This window comes from Aureitalea marina (assembly GCF_002943755.1).
Taxonomy (GTDB): Bacteria; Bacteroidota; Bacteroidia; order Flavobacteriales; family Flavobacteriaceae; genus Aureitalea; species Aureitalea marina.
The window spans coordinates 1639650-1662240 of sequence record NZ_MQUB01000001.1 but is presented as its reverse complement, the minus strand read 5'-3'; the positions used below and the strand labels follow the sequence as shown (position 1 = coordinate 1662240).

23 protein-coding genes are annotated in these 22591 nt (G+C 46.0%); 20 read left to right on the top strand and 3 right to left on the bottom strand.

What is annotated here, in order from left to right; translation table 11 throughout:
• Positions 1 to 264 precede the first annotated feature (264 nt).
• A complete protein-coding gene (locus BST85_RS07675) occupies positions 265 to 651 on the top strand; it encodes a CoA-binding protein (RefSeq protein WP_104812714.1) in 387 nt (128 codons plus the stop codon).
• On the opposite strand, the gene BST85_RS07670 is transcribed toward BST85_RS07675, so the two are convergent.
• Positions 622 to 2085 (bottom strand): sodium:solute symporter, encoded by a 1464-nt coding sequence (locus BST85_RS07670; RefSeq protein WP_104812713.1) that lies wholly within the window; start codon positions 2083 to 2085, stop codon positions 622 to 624. The two genes, BST85_RS07675 and BST85_RS07670, sit on opposite strands and share 30 nt — an antisense overlap.
• Before the next feature lie 118 nt (positions 2086 to 2203).
• Here BST85_RS07670 and BST85_RS07665 point away from each other — a divergent pair, with 118 nt between their 5' ends.
• From BST85_RS07665 to ftsY, 14 genes are all read left to right on the top strand, one after another.
• A complete protein-coding gene (locus BST85_RS07665) occupies positions 2204 to 3988 on the top strand; it encodes a VPS10 domain-containing protein (RefSeq protein WP_181039987.1) in 1785 nt (594 codons plus the stop codon).
• The gene (locus tag BST85_RS07660; RefSeq protein WP_104812711.1) at positions 3985 to 4695 is read left to right on the top strand and encodes a T9SS type A sorting domain-containing protein; all 711 of its coding nucleotides are present in this window, start codon (positions 3985 to 3987) and stop codon (positions 4693 to 4695) included. Before BST85_RS07665 ends, BST85_RS07660 begins: the two co-directional genes overlap by 4 nt.
• A gap of 83 nt (positions 4696 to 4778) precedes the next feature.
• On the top strand, positions 4779 to 5399 hold the full coding sequence (gene recR / locus BST85_RS07655) for a recombination mediator RecR (protein WP_104812710.1): 621 nt from the start codon (positions 4779 to 4781) through the stop codon (positions 5397 to 5399).
• A 4-nt stretch (positions 5400 to 5403) separates the two neighbouring features.
• A complete protein-coding gene (locus BST85_RS07650; RefSeq protein ID WP_104812709.1) occupies positions 5404 to 6528 on the top strand; it encodes a glycosyltransferase family 2 protein in 1125 nt (374 codons plus the stop codon).
• Positions 6529 to 6615: 87 nt separating this feature from the next.
• Complete coding sequence (locus BST85_RS07645) at positions 6616 to 7950, top strand: dihydrolipoamide acetyltransferase family protein (RefSeq protein WP_104812708.1); 1335 nt, start codon at positions 6616 to 6618, stop codon at positions 7948 to 7950.
• A gap of 59 nt (positions 7951 to 8009) precedes the next feature.
• Positions 8010 to 8786 (top strand): 3'-5' exonuclease, encoded by a 777-nt coding sequence (locus BST85_RS07640; RefSeq protein ID WP_104812707.1) that lies wholly within the window; start codon positions 8010 to 8012, stop codon positions 8784 to 8786.
• A gap of 4 nt (positions 8787 to 8790) precedes the next feature.
• Positions 8791 to 9402 (top strand): fumarylacetoacetate hydrolase family protein, encoded by a 612-nt coding sequence (locus BST85_RS07635; RefSeq protein WP_104812706.1) that lies wholly within the window; start codon positions 8791 to 8793, stop codon positions 9400 to 9402.
• Between the two features lie 6 nt (positions 9403 to 9408).
• The gene (locus BST85_RS14580; protein WP_281259698.1) at positions 9409 to 9537 is read left to right on the top strand and encodes a hypothetical protein; all 129 of its coding nucleotides are present in this window, start codon (positions 9409 to 9411) and stop codon (positions 9535 to 9537) included.
• A gap of 41 nt (positions 9538 to 9578) precedes the next feature.
• Entirely contained in the window at positions 9579 to 9749 is a 171-nt protein-coding gene (locus tag BST85_RS14335) for a hypothetical protein (RefSeq protein ID WP_181039986.1), read from the top strand.
• Positions 9750 to 10997, top strand: a complete 1248-nt coding sequence (locus tag BST85_RS07630) for a competence/damage-inducible protein A (RefSeq protein WP_104812705.1) — start codon at positions 9750 to 9752, stop codon at positions 10995 to 10997.
• A 78-nt stretch (positions 10998 to 11075) separates the two neighbouring features.
• On the top strand, positions 11076 to 11315 hold the full coding sequence (gene rpmB, locus BST85_RS07625) for a 50S ribosomal protein L28 (protein WP_104812704.1): 240 nt from the start codon (positions 11076 to 11078) through the stop codon (positions 11313 to 11315).
• Positions 11316 to 11342: 27 nt separating this feature from the next.
• Complete coding sequence (gene rpmG / locus BST85_RS07620; RefSeq protein ID WP_104812703.1) at positions 11343 to 11525, top strand: 50S ribosomal protein L33; 183 nt, start codon at positions 11343 to 11345, stop codon at positions 11523 to 11525.
• Between the two features lie 9 nt (positions 11526 to 11534).
• Complete coding sequence (locus BST85_RS07615; RefSeq protein ID WP_104812702.1) at positions 11535 to 11687, top strand: DUF4295 domain-containing protein; 153 nt, start codon at positions 11535 to 11537, stop codon at positions 11685 to 11687.
• Positions 11688 to 11836: 149 nt separating this feature from the next.
• Complete coding sequence (gene ftsY / locus BST85_RS07610) at positions 11837 to 12790, top strand: signal recognition particle-docking protein FtsY (protein ID WP_104812701.1); 954 nt, start codon at positions 11837 to 11839, stop codon at positions 12788 to 12790.
• 172 nt (positions 12791 to 12962) lie between these two features.
• On the opposite strand, the gene BST85_RS07605 is transcribed toward ftsY, so the two are convergent.
• A complete protein-coding gene (locus BST85_RS07605) occupies positions 12963 to 15320 on the bottom strand; it encodes an arylsulfatase (protein WP_104812700.1) in 2358 nt (785 codons plus the stop codon).
• 363 nt (positions 15321 to 15683) lie between these two features.
• On the opposite strand from BST85_RS07605, the gene rimO reads away from it, so the two are divergent.
• The 4 genes from rimO to BST85_RS07585 are packed head-to-tail and all read left to right on the top strand — an operon-like array spanning position 15684 to position 19847.
• On the top strand, positions 15684 to 16985 hold the full coding sequence (gene rimO, locus BST85_RS07600; protein WP_104812699.1) for a 30S ribosomal protein S12 methylthiotransferase RimO: 1302 nt from the start codon (positions 15684 to 15686) through the stop codon (positions 16983 to 16985).
• A gap of 39 nt (positions 16986 to 17024) precedes the next feature.
• Positions 17025 to 18266: a hypothetical protein gene (locus BST85_RS07595; protein WP_146090680.1), complete on the top strand. Its 1242-nt coding sequence runs from the start codon at positions 17025 to 17027 to the stop codon at positions 18264 to 18266.
• On the top strand, positions 18256 to 19479 hold the full coding sequence (locus BST85_RS07590) for a glycosyltransferase (protein ID WP_104812697.1): 1224 nt from the start codon (positions 18256 to 18258) through the stop codon (positions 19477 to 19479). The genes BST85_RS07595 and BST85_RS07590 overlap by 11 nt, the downstream gene beginning before the upstream one ends.
• Before the next feature lie 50 nt (positions 19480 to 19529).
• Positions 19530 to 19847 (top strand): Dabb family protein, encoded by a 318-nt coding sequence (locus BST85_RS07585; RefSeq protein WP_181039985.1) that lies wholly within the window; start codon positions 19530 to 19532, stop codon positions 19845 to 19847.
• Here the strand turns inward: BST85_RS07585 and BST85_RS07580 are convergent.
• Positions 19819 to 20823 carry a tetratricopeptide repeat protein gene (locus tag BST85_RS07580; protein WP_104812695.1) on the bottom strand — a complete coding sequence of 335 codons (1005 nt, stop codon included), beginning with the start codon at positions 20821 to 20823 and terminating at the stop codon, positions 19819 to 19821. The two genes, BST85_RS07585 and BST85_RS07580, sit on opposite strands and share 29 nt — an antisense overlap.
• Positions 20824 to 20945: 122 nt before the next feature.
• Between BST85_RS07580 and BST85_RS07575 the strand changes: the two genes are divergently transcribed.
• The gene (locus tag BST85_RS07575) at positions 20946 to 22586 is read left to right on the top strand and encodes a serine hydrolase (RefSeq protein ID WP_104812694.1); all 1641 of its coding nucleotides are present in this window, start codon (positions 20946 to 20948) and stop codon (positions 22584 to 22586) included.
• Positions 22587 to 22591 lie beyond the last annotated feature (5 nt).

Sequence of the window (22591 nt, the reverse complement as noted above, 5' to 3'; positions counted from 1 at the left end):
AATCCAAAACGCAGTTTTCCGCAAAATTGGACTTGTTAATAGGACGAATCAGGAGAAATGCTGTTACAGAAAATGTTCTTTTTAACATTTCTTAACAAAAAAGACCCGGAGTCTAGAACCCCGGGCCTATCTTTACTGCTATTATTAACACTAACCATCAACGTAAAAATTTCACAGTAAAGAGTTAGAAACATTTCTATTTGATAGACGAGAAGTTGAAACTGATGTTACACCTCCTTGTCAATTTAACGTAGTTTAACAACGATGAACCTATCCCGATCTATCTCCGAAGCTGCAAAGACACTCGTCTTAGGAGCAAGTACCAATACTAACCGATATTCCTATTTAGCGATTAAACGATTGCTTGAGCATGGCCACCAGGTAGTGGGCGTTGGGAGAGATGAGGCTGAAGTCCTTGGAGTTCATATTAGCTCCACTTTAGAGCCCGTTGCGGGGATTGACACGGTGACCATCTATGTGAATCCCACTAACCAATACCTTTTTGCGGATTATATACTCAGTTTAAAACCACGGCGTGTCATTTTTAATCCTGGCTCAGAGAACCCTTCGCTCTATGCCAAGTTGTTGGAAGCCGATATTGATGTGGAGGTAGCCTGTACCTTAGTTCTTCTTGGTACGGAGCAATATTAGACCAAGGAAAGTGATCAAGCCGTTCAGGGGTAATAGTTCATAACCCACCTGGTACCCACCCAAGGCTTCTGCCGGGATCTGTGCAATAAGTGCGATCAATACCACGGAGATCACAGTCACTATCCATACGTATTTATCCCTGACCTGGAACTTGGTGAAGATCCCAAAGGCGAACAAACCCAACAGCGGGCCATAAGTGTAACCAGCAATGACCAGTAGACTGTCTATCACATTACTGGTTAGTACGTATTTGAATACGATTATAACCACCACCAAGAGTGCACTCATACCTAAGTGAACCCGCTTTCTGATCTTTTTCTGTTTGATCTCATCCTTTTTGTCGATCTGCAGAAAATCTACACAGAAAGAGGTGGTCAGAGAGGTTAATGCGCTATCTGCACTGCTGTAAGCTGCAGCGATCAGTCCAAGCATAAAACTAACAGCCAGAGTGAGCCCCAGCCCACTGTTCAAAGCTATTTCAGGAAAGAGTAGGTCGGTCTTGGGTTTACCATCCATCAACGGAATACCGATACCATTCTTGGCCGCGAAGATGTAAAGCAGGGCTCCCAACATCATAAAAAGGACAGTGACTCCAACCAGGACAAAACTGAAACTGATCATGTTCTTTTGGGCATCCTTCAAATTGCGGCAAGTCAGGTTCTTTTGCATCATATCCTGGTCCAATCCAGTCATACAGATGGTAATGAACATACCCCCGATAAAGGACTTCAGGAAATAATTTCGCGCAAGAAAGTCTTCAGTGAAAAACACTTTATTATACTCCCCAAATTCCTCCGATGCCAGAAATTGCCCAAAACTCCAGTCCAGATTGTCCGTGATCAGGTAAATGGCCATGATCACCGCCAGGATCATAAAAAAGGTTTGTAAGGTATCTGTCCAGACTATTGTTTTGATACCACCTCTGAACGTGTAGATCCAGATCAGCAGGATTGACAATATCACGGTCACTTCGAAAGGTATACCGTAGCTGTCAAAAACAAATTGCTGCAGTACAATAGCCACCAGATATAGTCTGAAGGCGGCTCCCAGGATCCTGGAAATAAAGAAATAAAAGGCTCCGGTCCTGTAGCTGGTTGTACCGAAACGTTGGTCCAAATACTGATAGATAGAGGTTACATTAAGCCGATAATAGATAGGCATTAACACCAGGGCTACCACAAAATATCCCACCAAATAGCCTAAGACCACTTGTAAGTAACTGAACTGAGAGTCGCCTATCCACCCAGGAACCGAGATAAATGTCACCCCAGAGAGGGAGGCGCCAACCATACCGAAGGCCACCACATACCAGGGAGACTGTCTTCCCGCTTTAAAAAAGTTCTCATTACTGTCGTCCCGGCCGGTGATATAAGAAATAAACAAAAGAACCAGGAAATAAGCAGCGATCAGCAGGAGAATGTGGAGTGGCTTCATAGGCCTTTATGGAAGGGATTTGGGTAAAAATACAAAGTTTGGATTCCCAATACCTTACATTTTTTAGTAAATTTAGCGTCGCCAAATGTTCTAACCACTTATGCTAATAATTAAAGCTATGAAAATTAAACTATTACTATTTGGAATCTTGAGTCTTTCCCTTTCCGGGACCTATGCTCAGGAGTACCTCGAAATGATCGAGGATGGATCCTATCGGGTCGATGAAATTGTTGAAAGTGCCGAGGCTTATTTTGCCGATCGGGATAAGGGCCGTGGAAGCGGCTACAAACAATTTAAACGTTGGGAGTATATGGCCAACCGGCTTCAGAATGAAGCGGGTTACCTGGTCTCCTTGACAGAGAACATGGAAGAACTGGCCCGATATGAGGCCTACCTGAACAACACGGCTAATAACCGTGGTGCCATAGGAGACAATTGGATCGAATTAGGTCCAGACGATTGGAATGCGACCTCTGCCTGGAGCCCGGGTGTTGGACGTATCACCGGATTCCACGTGGATCCCAACAATACAGATCGCATTGTGGTCGGAGCAAATACCGGTGGTGTTTGGAACACATTTGATGGAGGAGAGAACTGGACCCCATTATCTGACTATTTTTCTAACCTAAGTGTTTATTCCATTGCGGTGGACCCTGCCGATTCCGATACCTATTTCTTCGGATCCAATAGTGGATTGATCTACAAATCGACCGATGCAGGTGCCACTTGGACTCAATTGGCTGATCTTAGCAACTCTCGTGTGATCAAGATCCTGATCAACCCTTCGAATTCTGATATCATCTTTGCCTGTTCTGAGAATGCCGGCTTATACCGTACTACTGACGGCGGAGTGAACTGGACACAGGTGATCTCAGGGAATGCTTATGATGTAGAATACAAGCCTGGTGATCTTTCCGTGATGTATGCGGGAAGCCAATCCGTATGGCGCTCAACTGACGGAGGAGCTAGCTTTGCACAAGTTGGATCGTGGAATGGAGAGGCCAAAATGATCGGAGTTTCCCCAGATGATCCGGAGGTAGTTTACGTGGTTGATGAGGATAACGGTGGTTTTGGAGACTTGTACAAGTCGACTGACTCAGGTCTGTCTTACATCAGCATGGGGCACTCCAACAGGAATTACTTTGGTTACGATACAGCCGGATTTGAAAGTGGAGGACAGGCACCTAGGGACATGGATATTGCCGTAAACCCGAATAACGTGGACGAGGTTCATATTGCAGGGGTACTTACCTGGAGATCCTTGGACGGTGGTGAAAACTTTATCTGTACCTCAGATTGGATCCCTGGGCAAGCAGCCAGTGCGGGTAGAGGATATCACCATGCCGATGTGGACATTCTGGAGTTTGTTGGTTCTACGCTTTACGTAGGTTCTGACGGAGGAATATTTAAAGCCACAGACACGGAGAATCTGAATGCTAACTATTATGAAGATCTGACTGCTGGTTTGGGTATTCGCCAACTCTACAGAATAGGAGTATCTCAGACCGCTGATGTAAAAATTACTACCGGTTCACAGGACAATGGAAGTACCTGGTATACCGAGGCAGTTGGATGGAGAGACTGGCTCGGTGCGGACGGGATGGAAGGCTTTATCGCCCTAAGCAGCAATAACCTGATGTTTGGGACAACTCAATTTGGTCAGCTTTACCGCTCCACCAACGGTGGAAACTCATACTCGGGCTTACCCGAACCTGGCCAGGGTCAAGGAAACTGGGTTTCACCTTTTGAACAAGATCCTTCTGTAGCCGGGACCATTTATGTAGGATATAACATCGTTTATCGATCTACCAACAACGGTGCTGGTGGCAGCTGGAGCGCGATTTCTCAGAATTTCGGAGGGAATCTGGACGAAATGAAAGTAGCCCCAGTAATAACCAGGTGATCTATGCCTCCAGGGGAGGCATAATCTGGCGTACAACCGATGGTGGAGCTACAGAGTGGGAGCAGTTGACCGTACCTGGCGGAACGATCAACTTTATTTCTGTCCATCCTTCAGATCCTGACCGTGTAGCGGTGGCCACAACCAGTACTGCCCGTGTATTTGTGACCGAAGACGGAGGACAAACCTGGGAGAACCTGCGCCTGAACTTACCTAATTTCAGTGCACAGTGTGTTCTTTGGGATGACAATGGCGATGATGGTCTGTATGTGGGAATGAACTACGGGATCTATTATATTGACGATACCTTTAGCGAGTGGCAACCATTTAATAATAACCTGCCTAACGTCATCATTACCGAATTAGAGATCAACCAGGCTGATGGCAAGATTTATGCCGGTTCGTATGGGCGAGGTCTATGGGCGTCAGAGAAGTACGATTCTCAATTGGCAGCGGAGCAATTCCTTAACGATGCCACCGTAGCCCTTTTCCCAAATCCTGCTCAGGATGAATTTACCTTGGTGCTCTCAGAGCCGGACCAGACGGATATACGAGTTTTCAACCTCTCCGGTCAGCAGTTGATCTATCAGGCCGATGTGGATGTGAACGGGCCTCACCGGGTCAATGTATCCGGCCTGGCTGCTGGTGTATATTTTGTGCGGGTCAGTACGGCAAAAGGATCGGTTACCAAGCGGCTGATCGTAAAATAATTAAGCTGGTTTTACCGCTGAATGCTTCAGGGATTCGAAAGGGTTTCTGAAGCATTTTTTTTATCTTGCCAACAGACCCCAATATGGAATTCTCTTCTAAACTACTGGAGCAGGCAGTGGACCAAATGTCCCAACTTCCTGGAATAGGACGAAGGACCGCCCTTCGTCTGGTTTTACATTTATTGCGACAACCAGAGCATCAAACTGAGCAATTGAGCCAGTCTCTGACCAATTTGCGGAGTCATATCATCTTTTGCGAGCAATGTCATAATATCTCAGACACTCCAGTTTGTGAGATCTGCTCCAACCCTAATCGTTCCTCGGAACTGATCTGCGTTGTGGAGGATATACGTGATGTCATGGCCATAGAGGCAACCGGCCAGTTCAAAGGGAAATATCATGTATTGGGCGGGAAGATATCCCCTATGGACGGTGTGGGCCCCGGGGAGCTTAAAATTCAGTCCTTGGTAGAACGGGTCAGGCAGGGAGAGGTCAAGGAATTGATCCTGGCACTGAGTGCGACCATGGAAGGTGACACAACTAATTTCTATATCTACAGGCAGTTGGAGGGAACTGAGGTCGACATTTCCACCATTGCCAGAGGAATACCTGTGGGAGACGAACTAGAGTATGCCGATGAGGTCACGCTTGGTCGCAGCCTGCAGGACCGTATTCCCTTTGAATCCTCACTAAAACGCAACTAAGGTTTTGAAACTATCCGTCATCATCCTCAATTACAATGTGAGGTATTATCTGGAGCAGTGCGTTCGCAGTGTACAGGATGCCTTGCGAAGCTTGGATGCCGAGATCATCGTGGCCGATAACGCCTCCACAGATGGCAGTGGTCAGATGATGTCCCAGTTGTTTCCGGGGGTGACCTTTTTAGCAAATTCAGAGAATCTGGGATTTAGTAAGGCCAATAATCTTGCGGTTCGGGAAGCCAAGGGTGAGTACGTCTGTTTGCTGAATCCGGATACTGCGGTAAGCCAGGACACCTTTGTCAAGGTGCTCTCTTTTGCTGAGTCCGCAGAGGATCTGGGTGCCCTGGGTGTGCGTCTTATGGATGGTACCGGCCATTATTTGCCAGAATCCAAACGATATGTTCCAACTCCCTGGAGGGCCCTGAGAAAGTTGCTTGGTCTGGGAGGAAAAGAGTCTTATTATTTCAATAAGCTGGCCGAATTCCAGCAGGGTGAAGTTCCTGTGCTGGTTGGTGCATTTATGTTGATGCGCAAGGACAGATACCTTGAGGTTGGTGGTTTGGACGAGGATTATTTCATGTACGGTGAAGACATCGATCTATCCTATAAATTGAACAAGGCCGGCTATCGGAATTATTACCTGGGGTCTGTGACCACCTTGCACTACAAAGGAGAAAGCACGGACAAAGATTCGGCCTACCTGGATCGTTTTTATGGTGCTATGTCCATCTTCTATAAAAAACACTTTAGTGGTCAGTGGTTGGCCAACGCCATGGTTAATATGGGTATAGGAGCGCTGAAATCTGTGCGTTCCAGGTCAAACCCTGTGCAGACAGCACATCAGCAGGATGATCAGATCCTTGTGCTGACAGAGAACTTGCCTCTTCTCAAGAAATTGTCGGCCTCATATCCTGATCGGGTCAAAACCGTATCCAAGTCTGAAGTCGGGAGCGAGACCTACACCCAGACTCTCTTTCTTTTTGACTTGGACTATATTGATTACAATCAGGTCTTTATGCTGATGGAACGACATAAAGGTCAGGGTAACAGGTTCCGTATAAGACCTTCTGGGGCTTCTTTTTGTTTAGGCAGTGATAGAAGCGATCAGAAAGGTGAGGTACTTGTTTTTTGATCTTTGAAAACGATTTCGCTGAAATTTTGATTAATTTTGCGGCTGCTAAGCAACCCTAAATCATCCGTTTAAACCGCGGTAACAATTATGGCAAAATTCGAACTGAAATTACCCAAAATGGGTGAGAGTGTGGCCGAAGCTACATTGACTAACTGGCTGAAGCAGGTTGGTGACACCATAGAGGCCGATGAGGCTGTCCTGGAGATCGCCACCGATAAGGTAGATAGTGAAGTTCCCAGTGAGGTAGATGGAGTCCTGGTAGAACAGCTGTTCCAGGCGGACGATGTTATACAGGTAGGGCAGACCGTAGCCATTATTGAAACGGAGGCTGATGTTGAAGTTGAAATTCCTGCGCCAGCAGTGCAACCACAATCCGCACCAGAGAGCGTCCCACAACCTGAAGTCGTTCAAGAGGTAAGCCAGCGGGTGGAAGAAGCGGTAGAAGAGGTTCACCAAACAGTATCAAGCACAGAAGGAAGATTCTATTCTCCTTTGGTCAGGAACATAGCCTCCACGGAAGGAATCAACCAGGAAGAACTAGACCGAATTCCCGGTACTGGAAAGGACAATCGTGTGACCAAACAAGATATGTTGAACTACCTGGAGAATAGAGGTTCATCTGCTGCTCCAGTGGTGCAAGAAACTCCACAGCCTACTCCGGTGGCAGCCCCAGCTCCAACTAAGGCAGAAACACCGGCAGTCTCGGTGAATGGAGAAGATGAAATTATCGAGATGAGCAGAATGGGCAAGCTTATCGCCCATCATATGGTTGATAGTATAAGCACATCGGCACATGTACAGTCCTTTGTGGAATGCGATGTGACCAACATATGGAATTGGCGGAACAAGATCAAGAATGCCTATCAGCAAAGGGAAGGTGAGAAGCTTACCTTCACCCCAATTTTCCTGGAGGCTGTTGCTCGTGCGCTGAAGGAATATCCGATGATGAATATTTCCGTAGATGGAGATCGCATCATCAAAAAGAAACAGATCAACCTGGGAATGGCTGCAGCTCTCCCAGATGGTAATTTGATCGTTCCCGTGATCAAGAATGCAGATCAGTTGAATCTTGTAGGTATGAGCAAAGCGGTGAATGATCTGGCAAACAGGGCAAGGAATAATCAACTGAAACCGGATGAGATCCAGGGAGGAACATATACAGTAACCAATGTTGGTACCTTTGGCAGTGTGATGGGGACACCCATTATCAACCAGCCTCAGGTTGGAATATTAGCATTAGGTGCTATTCGAAAAGTTCCCGCAGTGATCGAGACCCCTGACGGCGATTTTATCGGCATACGGTACAAGATGTTCCTTTCTCATTCCTATGATCACAGAGTGGTCAATGGAGCTTTAGGGGGCCAGTTCGTCAAGGCCGTAGCAGATTATCTGGAGGCCTGGGATATGGATCGCGAGATCTAGAGATAACCCAATTGTAAGTCCCTGAATGGGACTGAAAAAAAAATAAATCCGCACTCAGTATGGAATTACAACTGAAGAAACCTATTTGTTTTTTCGATCTCGAAACTACCGGAATACAATTGGCATCCGATCGGATCGTTGAAATATCCATTCTGAAAGTATTTCCCAACGGCAACAAAGAAGGGCATACCTGGAGGGTCAATCCGGGAATTCCTATTCCCAAGGTAGCTAGTGCAGTTCATGGAATAACCGATGACATGGTTGCCAATGAGCCCAGCTTTGCCGAACTGGCACCGAAAGTTGTTGCCTTAATGAAGGACAGTGACCTGGGAGGTTATAATTCCAATCGTTTTGATATTCCAATATTAGCGGAAGAACTTGAACGGGCAGGGGTTGATCTTGACCTTAAGAAAGCCAATTCCGTCGATGTTCAGACCATTTTTCACAAGAAAGAAAAGCGTACCCTGGAAGCCGCGTACATGTTCTATTGTGGCAAGACCCTGGAGAATGCTCACAGTGCTGAGGCGGATACCATAGCCACCTACGAGGTCCTTAAGTCCCAGTTGGACAGATATGACGATCTTCAGAATGACATGGGCTGGTTGGCTGGATTTAGTTCACATAAGCAGTTTGCGGACTATGCCGGGTTTGTTGGTTTCGATAAAGAAGGGGAAGAGGTATTCACCTTTGGGAAGCACAAAGGCAGCCGGGTATCCGAGATACTGGAAAAAGAGCCAGGGTACTTTGGTTGGCTGCTGAATGCTGATTTTCCACTGTATACGAAGAAAGTCCTGACCCGCGTCAAACTGCGAAAGCTAAACAACAAGCTACTTTAATGCTATGAAGATCATTTGTATAGGCCGCAATTATGCTGCCCATATCGAAGAATTGGCCAATGAAAGGCCTAAGGACCCAGTCATTTTTTTAAAGCCTGATACGGCCATCTTACTCAAGAAGAATCCGTTTATTATCCCAGAGTTCAGCCAGGATGTCCATCATGAGGTCGAGATACTGGTTAAGATCGACCGTATTGGTAAACATATAGATAAGAAATTTGCTCATAAGTACTATAACCAGATCGGGCTGGGTATCGATTTTACCGCCAGGGACCTGCAGTCTCAATTGAAAGCCAAGGGTTTGCCCTGGGAAAAGGCCAAGGGTTTTGATGGGGCTGCCGTGATTGGTGAGTTTGTGGATAAGTCCGAATTCCAGGATGTGAACGATATTGATTTTCGCTTGGAAAGCAATGGAGAAGTTGTTCAAGAGGGTAACACAGCCCTTATGCTTTGGAAGATCGATGAGTTGATCGAATATATTTCCAAATATTTTACATTGAAGATCGGAGACATTATCTTTACCGGCACCCCCGCAGGCGTCGGAAAAGTCTCGACAAATGACCAGTTAAAGGGTTTTATCGGGCAGCGGGAGATGTTTTCCATCAAAGTGAAGTAAATCAATATGTCTAAGAGTTATTCAATAGAGAGTCTGAACGAACTAGCCGGAGGTGACGAAGATTTCATGGGAATTTTGGCGCAGACCTTTCTAAACGAAATCCCCCGGACCTCGCAGCTCTGGAAGAGGCGGTAGAAAACGACAATAAAGAGTTGGCCTACCAGTTTGCCCATAAAATGAAGCCGAATTTGGAAATGTTTGGTGTTCCGGTGCTGAAAGAGATCACCGGGATCGAGGCCTGGACCCGTACTTCCAAAAATAAATCGGCGGTTAGCGGTATGGTTGCAGAAGTGGTCAACACCGTGAACCAGGTCTTCGAAGAGCTCAGGGCCGATTTCCAAGTATAGATGCTCGCTGAGATCATTACCATTGGCGATGAGATCCTCATCGGCCAGATAATTGATACCAATTCCGCCTTCATCAGCAAGGAACTGAACAAGATCGGTGTTCAGGTCTTCCAGATCACCTCGGTTCAGGACGACAGGGAGCATATCCTCCAGGCCCTGGATGAAGCTGCTGGCCGAGCCCAATTGGTTTTGGTTACAGGAGGATTGGGTCCTACCAAGGACGACATTACCAAGCTGACCTTCTGTGAATACCTGGGAGACAAAATGGTTGAGAATCAGGATGTGCTGGACAATATTCATCACTTGTTCCAAAAGTATTTCAAGAGGGAACCTTCACCGACCAATTTGCACCAGGCCATGGTACCATCCTCTTCTACCGTGCTCCAAAATTTGCACGGGACAGCACCTGGAATGTGGATGGAAAAGAACAACATCGTCTATGTATCCATGCCTGGCGTCCCTTACGAAATGAAGCATTTGATGCGTAACGAGGTTATTCCTCGGGTCGTATCCCGGTTTAACCGTCCGCATATTTATCACAAGACCTTGCTGACCTACGGGATGGGGGAAAGCAGTATTGCGGAACGCATCGAGTCTTGGGAAATAGCCCTTCCTGCTCATGTAAAACTTGCCTATTTACCAAACCTGGGTAAGGTTAGATTACGTCTTTCTGCCAAAGGTCCAGACCAGCGTGCGCTGCAAGAAGAGGTAGATGGATTGATGGAGGAACTGTGGAAGATGAACGATGATATAGCGGTTGGCTATGAAGAAGAGACCAGCATCGACAGGAGGATAGGTGCCTTGCTGAAAGAACGAGGTCAAACACTCAGTCTGGCCGAAAGCTGCACCGGTGGGGCAATTACAGAAGAAATAACTCAGCATGCGGGATCCTCAGCCTTTTACAGGGGCTCGGTGGTGCCTTATGCCACAGAACTGAAAACCAGCATACTTGGCGTTCCTGCTCAACTCATAGAAAAGTACAACGTGGTCAGTGAAGAGGTTGCTCGATCTATGGCGGTTCAGTCCCAGCAGGTATTCAAATCTGATTATGCCTTAGCGACAACGGGAATTGCCGGTCCCTCCAAAGGAGATGGCACAGACGAGGTCGGAACTGTATGCATTGCCATAGCATCGCCCAAGGGCGTAATTTCCGAGCGTTTCCTATTCGGACAACTCAGGGAACGGATCATTCGCAAAGCTGTGAACAAGGCCTTTGAAATGCTGCTGGCAGAAATATTAAAAAACTGAAATTGTTTTGTTGTGGGTACCGAATTTATTGTTTAAATTTGCACCCTGTTTAAAAACTACTATTAAAACCTAGCAGAAATGTCAAGAGTTTGCGAACTTACCGGAAAGAAAGCCATGGTTGGGAACAACGTTTCCCACGCGATGAACAAGACTAAGCGCAAGTTCAACGTAAACCTGGTAAAGAAGAGATTCTACATCCCAGAAGAGGACAAGTGGATCACTTTACGTGTATCGACATCGGCCTTGAAGAATATCAACAAGAAAGGAATTTCTGCGGTTATTAAAGAGGCCCGCGAAAACGGATACTTAACCAAGTAAGCACTATAAAGTAAAAGATCGGTTACAATGGCAAAGAAAGGTAACAGAGTTCAGGTGATCCTAGAGTGTACAGAGCACAAAGCGACTGGTATGCCAGGAACTTCCCGTTATATCACCACCAAGAACAAAAAGAACACTCCGGATCGTATGGAGTTGAAGAAATTCAACCCGATCCTGAAGAAAATGACCGTTCATAAAGAAATCAAATAATTTAGCGTCATGGCAAAGAAATCAGTAGCATCGTTACAAACCGGATCCAAGCGTCTGACCAAGGCCATCAAGATGGTAAAATCAGAGAAAACTGGCGCTTACACATTTGTAGAATCCATTATGGCACCAGACAAGGTGAACGAATGGTTGAGTAAAAAATAATTTCACAGATTTGTGAAATAAAGCCACCTGTACAGGGTGGCTTTTTTTATGGTTGTCAGTGGCTTGCAAAGCAACTAATGAGGCCTTATTTTTGCAGAGCTTGGGAAGCATGAGATCATTGCACAAGAGCTTCTATCTAAAATCAGCACATGAGCGTATTTAAGCGAATATTTTCCAAAGAGAAGAAACAGACCCTCGACAAGGGCTTGGAGAAATCCAAATCTTCATTCTTCGAAAAACTAGGAAAGGCGGTAGCCGGTAAGAGCAAGGTCGATGACGATGTGTTGGATAACCTGGAGGAGGTATTGGTGACCAGCGATGTAGGTGTCAATACCACGCTAAAGATCATCGAGCGGATAGAGGAGCGAGTTGCCAGAGACAAATACCTGGGCACAGAAGAATTAAACCAGATCCTTAGAGAAGAGATCGCTGGTTTGCTCAGTGAATCCAATACCGGAGAGGATAGTGAGATCGCATTGCCGGAAGGGAGCAGACCTCATGTGATCATGGTTGTTGGGGTGAATGGTGTTGGGAAAACTACCACCATAGGTAAACTGGCCAATCAGTACAAGGCTAAAGGATATAAGGTAGTGCTGGGAGCAGCGGATACTTTCCGCGCAGCGGCGATCGACCAACTGCAGGTATGGGCAGATCGTACCGATGTGCCTATCGTCCGACAGGATATGGGCAGCGATCCGGCCAGTGTGGCTTTTGACACCCTTCAAAGCGCTGTTAACCAGCAGGCCGATGTGGTGATCATCGACACCGCAGGGCGGTTGCATAACAAGGTCAACCTGATGAACGAGCTGACCAAAATCAAACGGGTCATGCAGAAGGTAGTTCCGGATGCACCTCAGGAAGTTCTACTAGTGCTAGATGGCTCGACGGGTCAAAATGCCTTCGAACAGGCCAAGCAGTTCACAGCGGCTACCGAGGTCAACGCTCTGGCGGTGACAAAACTGGACGGTACCGCTAAAGGTGGTGTCGTTATAGGAATATCGGATCAATTCCAGATACCGGTCAAATATATTGGGGTAGGAGAAGGTATAGAAGATCTGCAGGTCTTCAATAAGCACGAATTCGTCGATTCCTTTTTTAATTAATCCATGCGGACCAAATCCCTTAGGAAGAATACCATCAATGTAGTATTCTTGGGTGTTCAAAGGATGGTGTCGTTTTATAAGTTCGTCCTTGGATGTACATTTGTGTACAAATAAAGAGGAGTCAAATTAATGGACTCCTCTTCAATATTTTTAGTGATTTATAAAAAGTGTCTTAATCATTTATAGCGATTTTTACATAATCGATTGTACCATTAAATTTGTTCTTTGGTCCTACAACGTAATCTTCACTCACAGGACTAGAATCATCCCATCCCACAGAAGCACCTTCAGAAGTGGCATAAACATAGGGCATGGTTTTACCTACTGATCCTCGGCCTACCACTTCATTATTTATTTTTAAAGTGACTTGTCCACCCTTGCCAACACCATCGCCTTCATAGTCAAATTGCATTTCAACCAATTGTCGTCCTTTTTTCAATCTTGAGGTCGCTAAAGTTTCATATTTTTCATCACCTAGATAGTTGTACGTGTAGCATAGTTTACCATCCTTTGCGTACAAAGCGTATCCACCAAAACGTCCACCCATGGCTAAAATTACCCCTTCGGCCTTATCTGTTACAGTGACTTCAGATGTGATTTTGAAGCTTGTATTCTTGGTATTGATGAAGGCATTTTCAAATAAATGATCCATACCCGGATAAACGGTTAGTTCTTTTCGGCCAAACATGAGATCTGGGCGCCCAGCTATTTTTGGGTTAATCCGTTCCACAACCCTGTCATCTAAGGGATACACGTTGTTAGCAATAGCTTCTTGGTCGAATAACTTCTTCATTTCTTCGAGCTTATCAGGCATCTCTTGCGCCAGGTCTCGACTCATTGAAAAATCATTTTTAAAGTCGTACAGCTCCCATATGTCATCTTGAAATGATCTTCTCGGTTTTTGTTCCCATGCAGCCTTGTGAACCACTTGTGCATACCAGCCATCATGGTAGATCGATCTGTTGCCAAAACCTTCAAAATACTGGGTCTGGTGGTTACTTGTTGCATTGGCATCATCAAAGGAATAAGCCATGCTTTTTCCTTGCATTGGAATTTGCTTAGCCCCATTTACATGGGTTGGCTCTGGGAGCCCGGCTAAGTCGAGTATGGTGGGTGCTACGTCAATTAAATGGTGAAATTGGTGTCGCACTTCACCTTTAGACCTTATTTTTTCAGGGTAGCTAACAATTGCTCCAACAAAGGTTCCACCACCAGAGGCTACTTGTTTTGTCCATTTAAAGGGCGTGTTAGCAGCTACTGCCCATCCTGATGAATAAATGCCATTATAATCTTTTCCACCGAAGCTTTCTATTTGCCCGGCTCTTGAAGCTGTATTGTCTAGTATATTGTTGTAGTAGTAGTTGATATTCACTAAACCGCTTATGGTTCCTTCAGCACTTGCGCCATTATCACCCATGATATAGATGATGACTGTATTATCTAGTTCACCCAGCTTATCGATGGCTTCCACAACCTTCATGACTTGTGCGTCTGCGTGTTCTATAAAGGCTGAACCTACTTCCATTTCTTTTTCATGAACCATTTTTTCCGGAGTACTTAGGGTTTCCCAATCTACGATGTAAGGATCTTTTTCAGCCAGCACGGTATTTTCATCAACAACACCTAATTCCTTTTGATTCATCAAGGTGGTTTTTCTCAATTCATCCCATCCTCCATTAAACTTACCTTTGTATTTATCGATGTAGGCTTGAGGTACCTGATGCGGTGCGTGTGCTGTACCTGTTGAAAAGTACATGAAAAATGGTTTTGACGGATTCAATGATTTTTGACTTTGGATCCATTCTGTAGCCTCTCTTGCAAAATCTTCTTGTAAATGAAAGTTAGGATCTTCATAATCGATATCCACAGCTGAAGTGCCATCAAAAATAGCTGGATACCACTGGTTTTGCTCATCTCCTATAAAGCCGTAAAACTTGTCAAATCCATTTTGAGTAGGCCAATAGTCGAAGGGGCCCGCAGCACTTACTGTCCAAGCAGGAGTTTCATGATTTTTTCCTATGTATGCCGTAGCATAGCCATTCATTTGTAGCATTTCGGCCATTAATGCAACACTCTTTGGGCGTTTGCCATCATAACCTGGATAGGACGTAGCTACTTCAGAGACAGCCCCTTGATGTGCTGTATGCGCGTTTCTTCCGGTCATCAATGCCACCCTTGATGGCGAACACATGGGATTTACTCCAAAGTGCGTGTATTTTAAACCGTTTCGTGCTATCAACTCAGCGGTAGGCATGTTTACTGGTCCACCAAAGGTGCTTGAGTGGGCATAACCCACATCATCAAGCATGACTATCAAGACATTTGGCGCACCTTCTGGTGCTGCAACATCAAAGGCTTCGGGCTGCTTTGTATTCCGGGCATCTAGTTCTGTGAACTTCGGTGCTGGAGGGGGGACAATAGGTAGCTTTGTTCGATCTAATTTCCATTTGGTCGTTTCGACTGTTGTGTTTTGTGCATGACCCATTAAGAATGAGCAGCTAAACATTAAGAAAGCTAAAATGTGTTTCATAAGAAAAGATATTAGAGAACTGAAATGAAATTATTTCAATACAGTTAATCAGTAGAAAATTTTCGATGAAACTACACATATCTATCGGTGAATAGTATTAATGATACGATTATGTAAGTTTATGTGATTCAAATAGTTACCATGAATGCGATTTCAACTTGTTAATTTTTTGTGTGATTTTATGGTTTAAATAAACCGGTATGATGATGGGATCTCCGCTGTTTAATAGTCTGATTTTTTGGCAGATCTTCAAATAATTTCCTGAAGGTTATCCTTGTATTTTTTATTGGTCAAGCTTATGTTAGGTATCTTTACGCTCTTAGAGACAATGAATACAATTGCTGGAAAAGACAAGATAATCGTATGAGGACCAAAACTTTAAAGAAGAACACGATCAATGTTGTTACCTTAGGATGTAGTAAGAATGTATACGATTCTGAGGTCCTTATGGGGCAGCTTCGTGCCAACGACATGGACGTGGTACATGAGCAAGAAGGAGAGGTCGTAGTTATCAATACCTGCGGGTTCATTGACAATGCCAAGGAAGAAAGTGTGAACACCATCCTAGAGTATGTTCAAAAGAAGGAAGAAGGGCTAGTGGATAAAGTCTTTGTGACGGGTTGCCTGTCTGAGCGCTACAAACCCGATCTGCAGAAAGAAATTCCGGATGTGGACCAGTATTTTGGCACTACGGAGCTACCATCTTTACTGAAGGCACTTGGTGCTGACTACAAACACGAATTGGTAGGTGAACGATTGACCACAACTCCTAAGAATTACGCTTATCTCAAAATAGCCGAAGGCTGCGACCGGCCCTGTTCTTTTTGTGCCATCCCTTTGATGCGGGGTAAGCACAGGTCCAAGCCCATTGAAGATCTGGTGACCGAAGCCGAAAAACTGTCTGCGGATGGGGTCAAGGAACTGATCTTGATCGCCCAGGACCTGACTTACTATGGTTTGGATCTCTACAAGGAACGTAAACTGGCGGACCTTTTAAGGGCCTTGGTCCAGGTTGAAGGCATAGAGTGGATCCGTTTACACTACGCTTTTCCGACCGGTTTCCCCTTGGATGTACTGGAAGTGATGCGTGAGGAGGACAAGGTGTGTAATTACATTGACATTCCCTTACAGCATATAGCCGATCCGATCTTGAAATCCATGCGCCGGGGAACTACCATGGCCAAGACCAATCGCTTACTGGATCAGTTCCGCGAGGCTGTTCCAGGTATGGCTATCCGTACCACCTTAATCGTAGGTTATCCCGGGGAGACCGAAGAAGACTTTCAATTGCTTAAACAGTGGGTGACCGACCAGCGTTTCGAACGCTTGGGATGCTTTACCTACTCCCACGAGGAGAACACCCATGCGTATCAGTTGGAGGACGATGTGCCCGAAGAAGTCAAGATGGAGCGAGCTAATGCGATCATGGAGGTACAATCCCAGATCTCCTGGGAGCTGAACCAACAGAAGATCGGCCAGGAGTTTCGCGTTGTGATTGATCGTCAGGAAGGCGGATACTACGTTGGACGTACGGAATTTGACAGCCCTGATGTTGACAACGAGGTGCTGATCCCAACAGCTGATGGGTATTTGAGAACCGGAGATTTTTACCAGGTCCGCATTGGTGCTGCAGAAGATTTCGACCTTTACGGAAAGGTCTTATAAGCTTCATCTATTCCGAGGGCGGACTACAAAACGACCACTATGAAGTACGCTATTCCTTTCATTTCAGGGATACTAGCCCTCTTATTATCTTGTCAGTCTCCTACCCGTTCTGTGCCCACGGACACCGAGCTTTCATTACAAAGTTTAGCACCTCCTTCCGGGAAGAATTCATCTCTGGTGCGATTGTACCCCACTGAAAGTGGATTGTGGCTGTCCTGGGTAGAACAAAATGACTCCCTGGCGACCTTATTTCACGGCAAATGGGTTGAAGGTCGGTGGGAGAAAATCGACACAGTGGCCCAAGGCACAGATTGGTTCAACAATTGGGCGGATTTCCCTCAGATAGCCGTAAATAATGAGTACAGGGTAGGGACCTACCTGCAACGATCTGCCGATGGAAAATTCACCTACGACATCAAATTGAACCATAATGGCCCCAATGGCTGGACCGAAAACCTCAAAGTGAATAAAGACACCACCCAGAGTGAGCATGGATTTGTTTCCATAATACCCTTAGGGCAGGATTCATTTTTCCTGACCTGGCTGGATGGCCGCAATACAGGAGGTTCCCATGATCACGATCACGGAGGCGGTGGAGCCATGACCCTGCGTGGGGCCAAGATCGGGCCAAATGGAGAATTAATAGAAGACACCGAACTTGATCCTCGTGTGTGCGACTGTTGTAATACGGCCGTTGCCATGACTGACCTAGGTCCTATTGTCGCCTACAGGGACCGAACCGAGTTTGAAATCCGGGACATATCTGTTGTCCGGGAAGTAAATGGAAGTTGGACTACTCCAGTAATTGTCAATGATGACAATTGGGAGATTCCCGGTTGTCCGGTGAACGGTCCGGCTTTAGACGCTATTGGTTCAGATGTAGCCTTGGCTTGGTTTACAGCAGCCAATGGTGAGGGAGAGGTCAGATTGAGTTTTTCTGAAGATTCTGGAGCTAACTTTCAATCGTATGTCCGACTAGATGCAGGCGAGGCAACAGGGCGTGTCGATCTTGAGCTCCTGGATGCCAATACCGCAGCCGTAATCTGGATGGAACCCCAAGGAGAAATGGAGGTCATTCGGTTAAAGATCGTGGACAGGCTTGGAAGTATCCTGGTCGATCAGATCATTTCCGAGACCAGTCCGGAACGGGCCAGTGGTTTTCCACAATTGGCCCTTTACCAACAACAACTGATCTTTGCCTGGACAGAATTGATGGAGATGGGCACTGAGATACGAATAGCCACAATGCCGTTTCAACTCATTGAGACAAATGAAGGGTAGGCGCGTTCTGATTATTGGTCATACTTATCCGGAGTCCAGAACTACTGGAGCGGGCAGAAGGATGCTGCAACTGATCCAAACCCTGGATAGGGCGGGCGCAGATTGGCATCTGGCCTCAACTGCCCAGAAAACTGCTTATACTGATCCGCTTCCGGAGGAACGCTTACATGAGATTCTCCTGAACGATTCGTCCTTTGACTCCTGGATATCCGAATTGGCTCCGCAGGTGGTCATCTTTGATCGCTTTATGACCGAAGAACAGTTCGGTTGGCGGGTAACCCAGAATTGCCCTCTGGCCCTGCGGGTATTGGATACAGAAGATCTACATTTCTTGCGTAAGGCACGACAAAAAGAGCAGGAGGGGTTGACATTAAATGAGGCTCTCTATTCAGATACCGCCAAAAGGGAATTAGCAGCCATTCTCAGATCGGATATCTCTCTGATCATTTCAGAATTTGAGATGAAGCTGCTACAGCAACAGTTTAATGTGGATGTTGGTCAGCTATTGTATCTGCCACTTTGGTCTGAAGGACAACGGCTCAATTTACCTTCCTTTGAAAAACGTCAGCACTTTGTGACGATAGGAAATCTGTTGCATCCACCTAATGCGGATGCAATTGGCTACCTCGCTATCGAAATCTGGCCGCAGATCCGCCGTTTGATGCCAGATGCCCGCCTGGATGTATATGGGGCTTACGACAACGGTAAATTTACTGAGTATCATCAACCGGATAATGGATTTCACCTTAAAGGTTGGATGGACAATCTGTCTGCAGTAATGCCTCAATACAGGATCAATCTCTGTGGGGTCCGTTTTGGTGCCGGGTTAAAGGTCAAACTACTAGATGCGATGGAGTACGGTATTCCCAGTATTTCGACTAGCGTAGGAGCAGAAGGTATAGGCGATGCTAAAAATTTTCCAGGCCGTATTGCGGATATTCCCTCCGACTTCGCCCAAGCAGCACATGATCTTTATAGCCGTAAACCGTCCTGGGAGCAGGCTGCGGATCAGGCCAAACGTTTGCTGGAAGACCGTTTTGATGCCGATCACTACAGGGAATTGTTCATTGCCACACTAGAGAAGACTGAAGCGGAAATTGCATCTCATAGAAAGAAACATTTCATTATTGATATTTTGCAGCATCAAAGTCTGCAAAGCACAAGATACATGAGCAAATGGATAGAAGAAAAGAATCGAGAATCAAAGGACTGATCAAGTTGTTATTCCTGTCCATTGCGCTCCTAGTGGTGAGCTGTAAACACATGCCAAAGCCGCTCGATATCGGATTGGAGCACCAAGTCTACCTGGCTATCAACGATAGCTCAATGCAGGAAGAGGTGATCGATCAACTAATGACCTTGAAGCAAGTGGAAGGTGTAGAAGCGGTGGAAGTATTTTCCCGCTTGGATGTAGGAGACGAAAGAGCCTTGGATTACGACCTATTACTGCGGGTATATTTTAAAGATGAGAAAGCCCTGGCACAGTACGATTCTGATAGCCTGCATCAGTCGGTACGCAACCAATTAAAGCCGCACTTAAGCAAACCACCGCTTACATTCGACCTCCGTTTCCAGGATTAAAGTTCTGACGGGCCAGATCGGCCTCGGCGGCAATATGGCCAAAGGAGGCCCAATCCGGCCGGCTAACCATTTCCTCAAAGATCCGCCTGCCTTCCTGGTTCATACCGTTATACATATACCAATTACCGATACCATAAAGTAAGGCAGAACCAGAAGGACTAGCTTCTTGCTGTGGGTCGTAGATATCCTGTAGTTTGAGTTCTCCCTGATAGAAAAGACAGGCGGTGAAATAGGCCTGATTCTCTATGATCTTCATATCCGGGCTGATCCTGTTCAAGGCTTCATTGGCTTCGTCCGGCCGGCCCAGGAGCTGGAGGTTCATATAGATCCAATGGGTGGCAGACACCACATTGTCCGGGTTGGGCGAAGTCTCCAGGCATTTTTGATAGGCCATAAGTGATTGCTCGTATTCACCATTCAGGTAATAAGCCAGCCCAAGGTGGTAATAGATATTTCCATGCATACTACTGACCGGTATACCCAATTCATTGGGCATGCCATCCTGTTCGACCATGTTCTCTTTCCCTTTTATCAATTCTGCAGCGCGTCCAAGGTCCGCGATGGCCTTGTCGAATTCACGCAAGGTGATCCAGCGATGGCCCCTGTGCCTAAGCAGTCTGGATTCATCGGGAAATTGTTGCAATCCCTCCGAATAAATATTGATCGCTTCCCGGTACTGACCACTGTAAGCGGTAAAGCGTCCAAACCAAATGATATTTTCTAGGTTCATGGGATCTTGCTGGAATGCTTCCCTTTTCTCTTTTAACTGATTCAATAGTTTCTCGGATGGTTCTGCCGGGATCAGGGTGTCCCCCAAAAGAGATATGGCCTGGTAATCTTGGGATTCAAGTTCTTCTGCTATTTCCGTTTGAATCGTTTGATCGTTAACCAAATCATTGGTTGCTTCCTTCTTCTTACAGGCATGTAATAGAGTGATCAAGATTAGGAGAATGACGGGTTGAATACGTGATAGCATGGGCCAATTAATTTGTTGAAAATTAGAGAAAATATCTTTTCGAACAAGAGCAGTGATTCATTCCATTTTTATGTAACCAAAATGATGTGCTGCTCGTCTTAGGAAAAACTAAATCATCGATCATGTCAAAATTGAATCATTTCCTCTTGTTATTTGCACTTATGCTGACCCAATTGATCTGGGGACAATCTCTGGATCAAAAGATTGACGCCATACTGTCGGAGCAATATCCTGCAGACGGCCCCGGCGTCTCGGCGCTAGTGGCCAAAGATGGCCAGGTGATCTATACGGCGGCTTTCGGGCTGGCTAATTTGGAACACCAGATCCCGCTTAAACCGGAAAGTGTCTTCGAGATCGGGTCCATAACCAAACAATTTACAGCCGTCGCCATTTTGATGCTGGAGCAAGCGGGGAAACTCAAAGTTTCCGATAATATCACCAAGTACATCCCGGATTATCCAACACAAGGGAAGACTATTACACTCCAACATTTGCTGAATCATACTTCAGGAATAAAGAGCTATACCAATATGCCCAGTTTTATGTCTGAGGCTCGGACAGATATGACTCCCAACGAACTTATCGACGTCTTTAAGAACGAAACTGTGGAGTTTGACCCGGGAACCCAATGGAATTATAACAACTCCGGGTACATTATCCTGGGAGAGATCATCGAGCGAGTGAGCGGAATGAGTTATGAAGCGTTCGTGGAGACCAAACTCTTTGCCCCAGCCGGAATGAAAAATTCTCGTTACGGGAGCCATTCTGAGATCATACTTAATCGGGCCAATGGTTATCAGCCCGTAGAAGGTGGTTTCAGAAATGCCGACTACTTGAGTATGACCTTGCCCTATGCAGCTGGCTCGCTTATGTCTACGGTAGGAGACCTGTATAAATGGCAACAGGCATTGAGCGGAAACAAATTGATTTCGGCTTCCCAGTTAAAAAAGGCCTGGACCAACACCGCACTAAATGACGGAAGTCTGACTAACTATGGTTACGGCTGGTCTATTAATGAAATTTCTGATGTTCCATCTATCGAGCACGGGGGAGGGATCTTTGGCTATACGACCTACGCCATTCACATTCCCGAAGAAGATCTATACGTGGCTGTTTTTGCCAATAGCAATGGAAATTCTCCTACGGATGTGACCATTCGAATTGCCGCCGAGGCCATCGGGAAACCCTATCAAACCAAAGGTTTTGTTCAGCTAAACCAGGAGCAGCTCAACAGATGGGTAGGCACCTATCAGTACAAAAATGATGTTATTCGGGATATTACCCTGGAAGATGGTCAGTTATACAGTCAAAGAAGAGGCAGTTCAAAATTGCCGATCATGGCAATCAGCGAGAACGAATTCATATTCGAAGGTAGCACGACCAGGTATCAATTCCGAATGGAGGAGGGTAAGAAGAAGGTGACCTTTATCAACCGAATCGATAAAGCGGAGGGAGTCGAGGCAAATATTCCCAAGAAGAAAGAGAAGGTGGCCATAGACATAGATCCTGCATTATTGAAGAACTATATCGGGACTTACCAGATGCAACCCGGAATGAACCTGGAGGTCAGCCAGGAGGGAGATCAGCTTATGGCTCAGATCACAGGGCAACCTACCTTTCCCATTTTCCCGGAAAAGGAACATACCTTCTTTCTAAAGGTAGTAGAAGCCAACCTGGTATTCGACGTTGGAAATGACGGCCAGGCGGATGCCGTCACCCTGAACCAGGGAGGGCAGCAAATGACCGCCAAAAGACTGGACTAAACAAA

Bases quoted from the DNA above. Each gene is read 5' to 3' on its own strand.
- BST85_RS07675 (WP_104812714.1), top strand. From the start codon at position 265: ATGAACCTATCCCGATCTATCTCCGAAGCTGCAAAGACACTCGTCTTA.
- BST85_RS07670 (WP_104812713.1), bottom strand. From the start codon at position 2,085: ATGAAGCCACTCCACATTCTCCTGCTGATCGCTGCTTATTTCCTGGTT.
- BST85_RS07665 (WP_181039987.1), top strand. From the start codon at position 2,204: ATGAAAATTAAACTATTACTATTTGGAATCTTGAGTCTTTCCCTTTCC.
- recR (WP_104812710.1), top strand. From the start codon at position 4,779: ATGGAATTCTCTTCTAAACTACTGGAGCAGGCAGTGGACCAAATGTCC.
- BST85_RS07645 (WP_104812708.1), top strand. From the start codon at position 6,616: ATGGCAAAATTCGAACTGAAATTACCCAAAATGGGTGAGAGTGTGGCC.
- BST85_RS07640 (WP_104812707.1), top strand. From the start codon at position 8,010: ATGGAATTACAACTGAAGAAACCTATTTGTTTTTTCGATCTCGAAACT.
- BST85_RS07635 (WP_104812706.1), top strand. From the start codon at position 8,791: ATGAAGATCATTTGTATAGGCCGCAATTATGCTGCCCATATCGAAGAA.
- BST85_RS14580 (WP_281259698.1), top strand. From the start codon at position 9,409: ATGTCTAAGAGTTATTCAATAGAGAGTCTGAACGAACTAGCCGGAGGT.
- BST85_RS14335 (WP_181039986.1), top strand. From the start codon at position 9,579: ATGAAGCCGAATTTGGAAATGTTTGGTGTTCCGGTGCTGAAAGAGATC.
- BST85_RS07630 (WP_104812705.1), top strand. From the start codon at position 9,750: ATGCTCGCTGAGATCATTACCATTGGCGATGAGATCCTCATCGGCCAG.
- rpmB (WP_104812704.1), top strand. From the start codon at position 11,076: ATGTCAAGAGTTTGCGAACTTACCGGAAAGAAAGCCATGGTTGGGAAC.
- rpmG (WP_104812703.1), top strand. From the start codon at position 11,343: ATGGCAAAGAAAGGTAACAGAGTTCAGGTGATCCTAGAGTGTACAGAG.
- BST85_RS07615 (WP_104812702.1), top strand. From the start codon at position 11,535: ATGGCAAAGAAATCAGTAGCATCGTTACAAACCGGATCCAAGCGTCTG.
- ftsY (WP_104812701.1), top strand. From the start codon at position 11,837: ATGAGCGTATTTAAGCGAATATTTTCCAAAGAGAAGAAACAGACCCTC.
- BST85_RS07605 (WP_104812700.1), bottom strand. From the start codon at position 15,320: ATGAAACACATTTTAGCTTTCTTAATGTTTAGCTGCTCATTCTTAATG.
- rimO (WP_104812699.1), top strand. From the start codon at position 15,684: ATGAGGACCAAAACTTTAAAGAAGAACACGATCAATGTTGTTACCTTA.
- BST85_RS07595 (WP_146090680.1), top strand. From the start codon at position 17,025: ATGAAGTACGCTATTCCTTTCATTTCAGGGATACTAGCCCTCTTATTA.
- BST85_RS07590 (WP_104812697.1), top strand. From the start codon at position 18,256: ATGAAGGGTAGGCGCGTTCTGATTATTGGTCATACTTATCCGGAGTCC.
- BST85_RS07585 (WP_181039985.1), top strand. From the start codon at position 19,530: ATGCCAAAGCCGCTCGATATCGGATTGGAGCACCAAGTCTACCTGGCT.
- BST85_RS07580 (WP_104812695.1), bottom strand. From the start codon at position 20,823: ATGCTATCACGTATTCAACCCGTCATTCTCCTAATCTTGATCACTCTA.
- BST85_RS07575 (WP_104812694.1), top strand. From the start codon at position 20,946: ATGTCAAAATTGAATCATTTCCTCTTGTTATTTGCACTTATGCTGACC.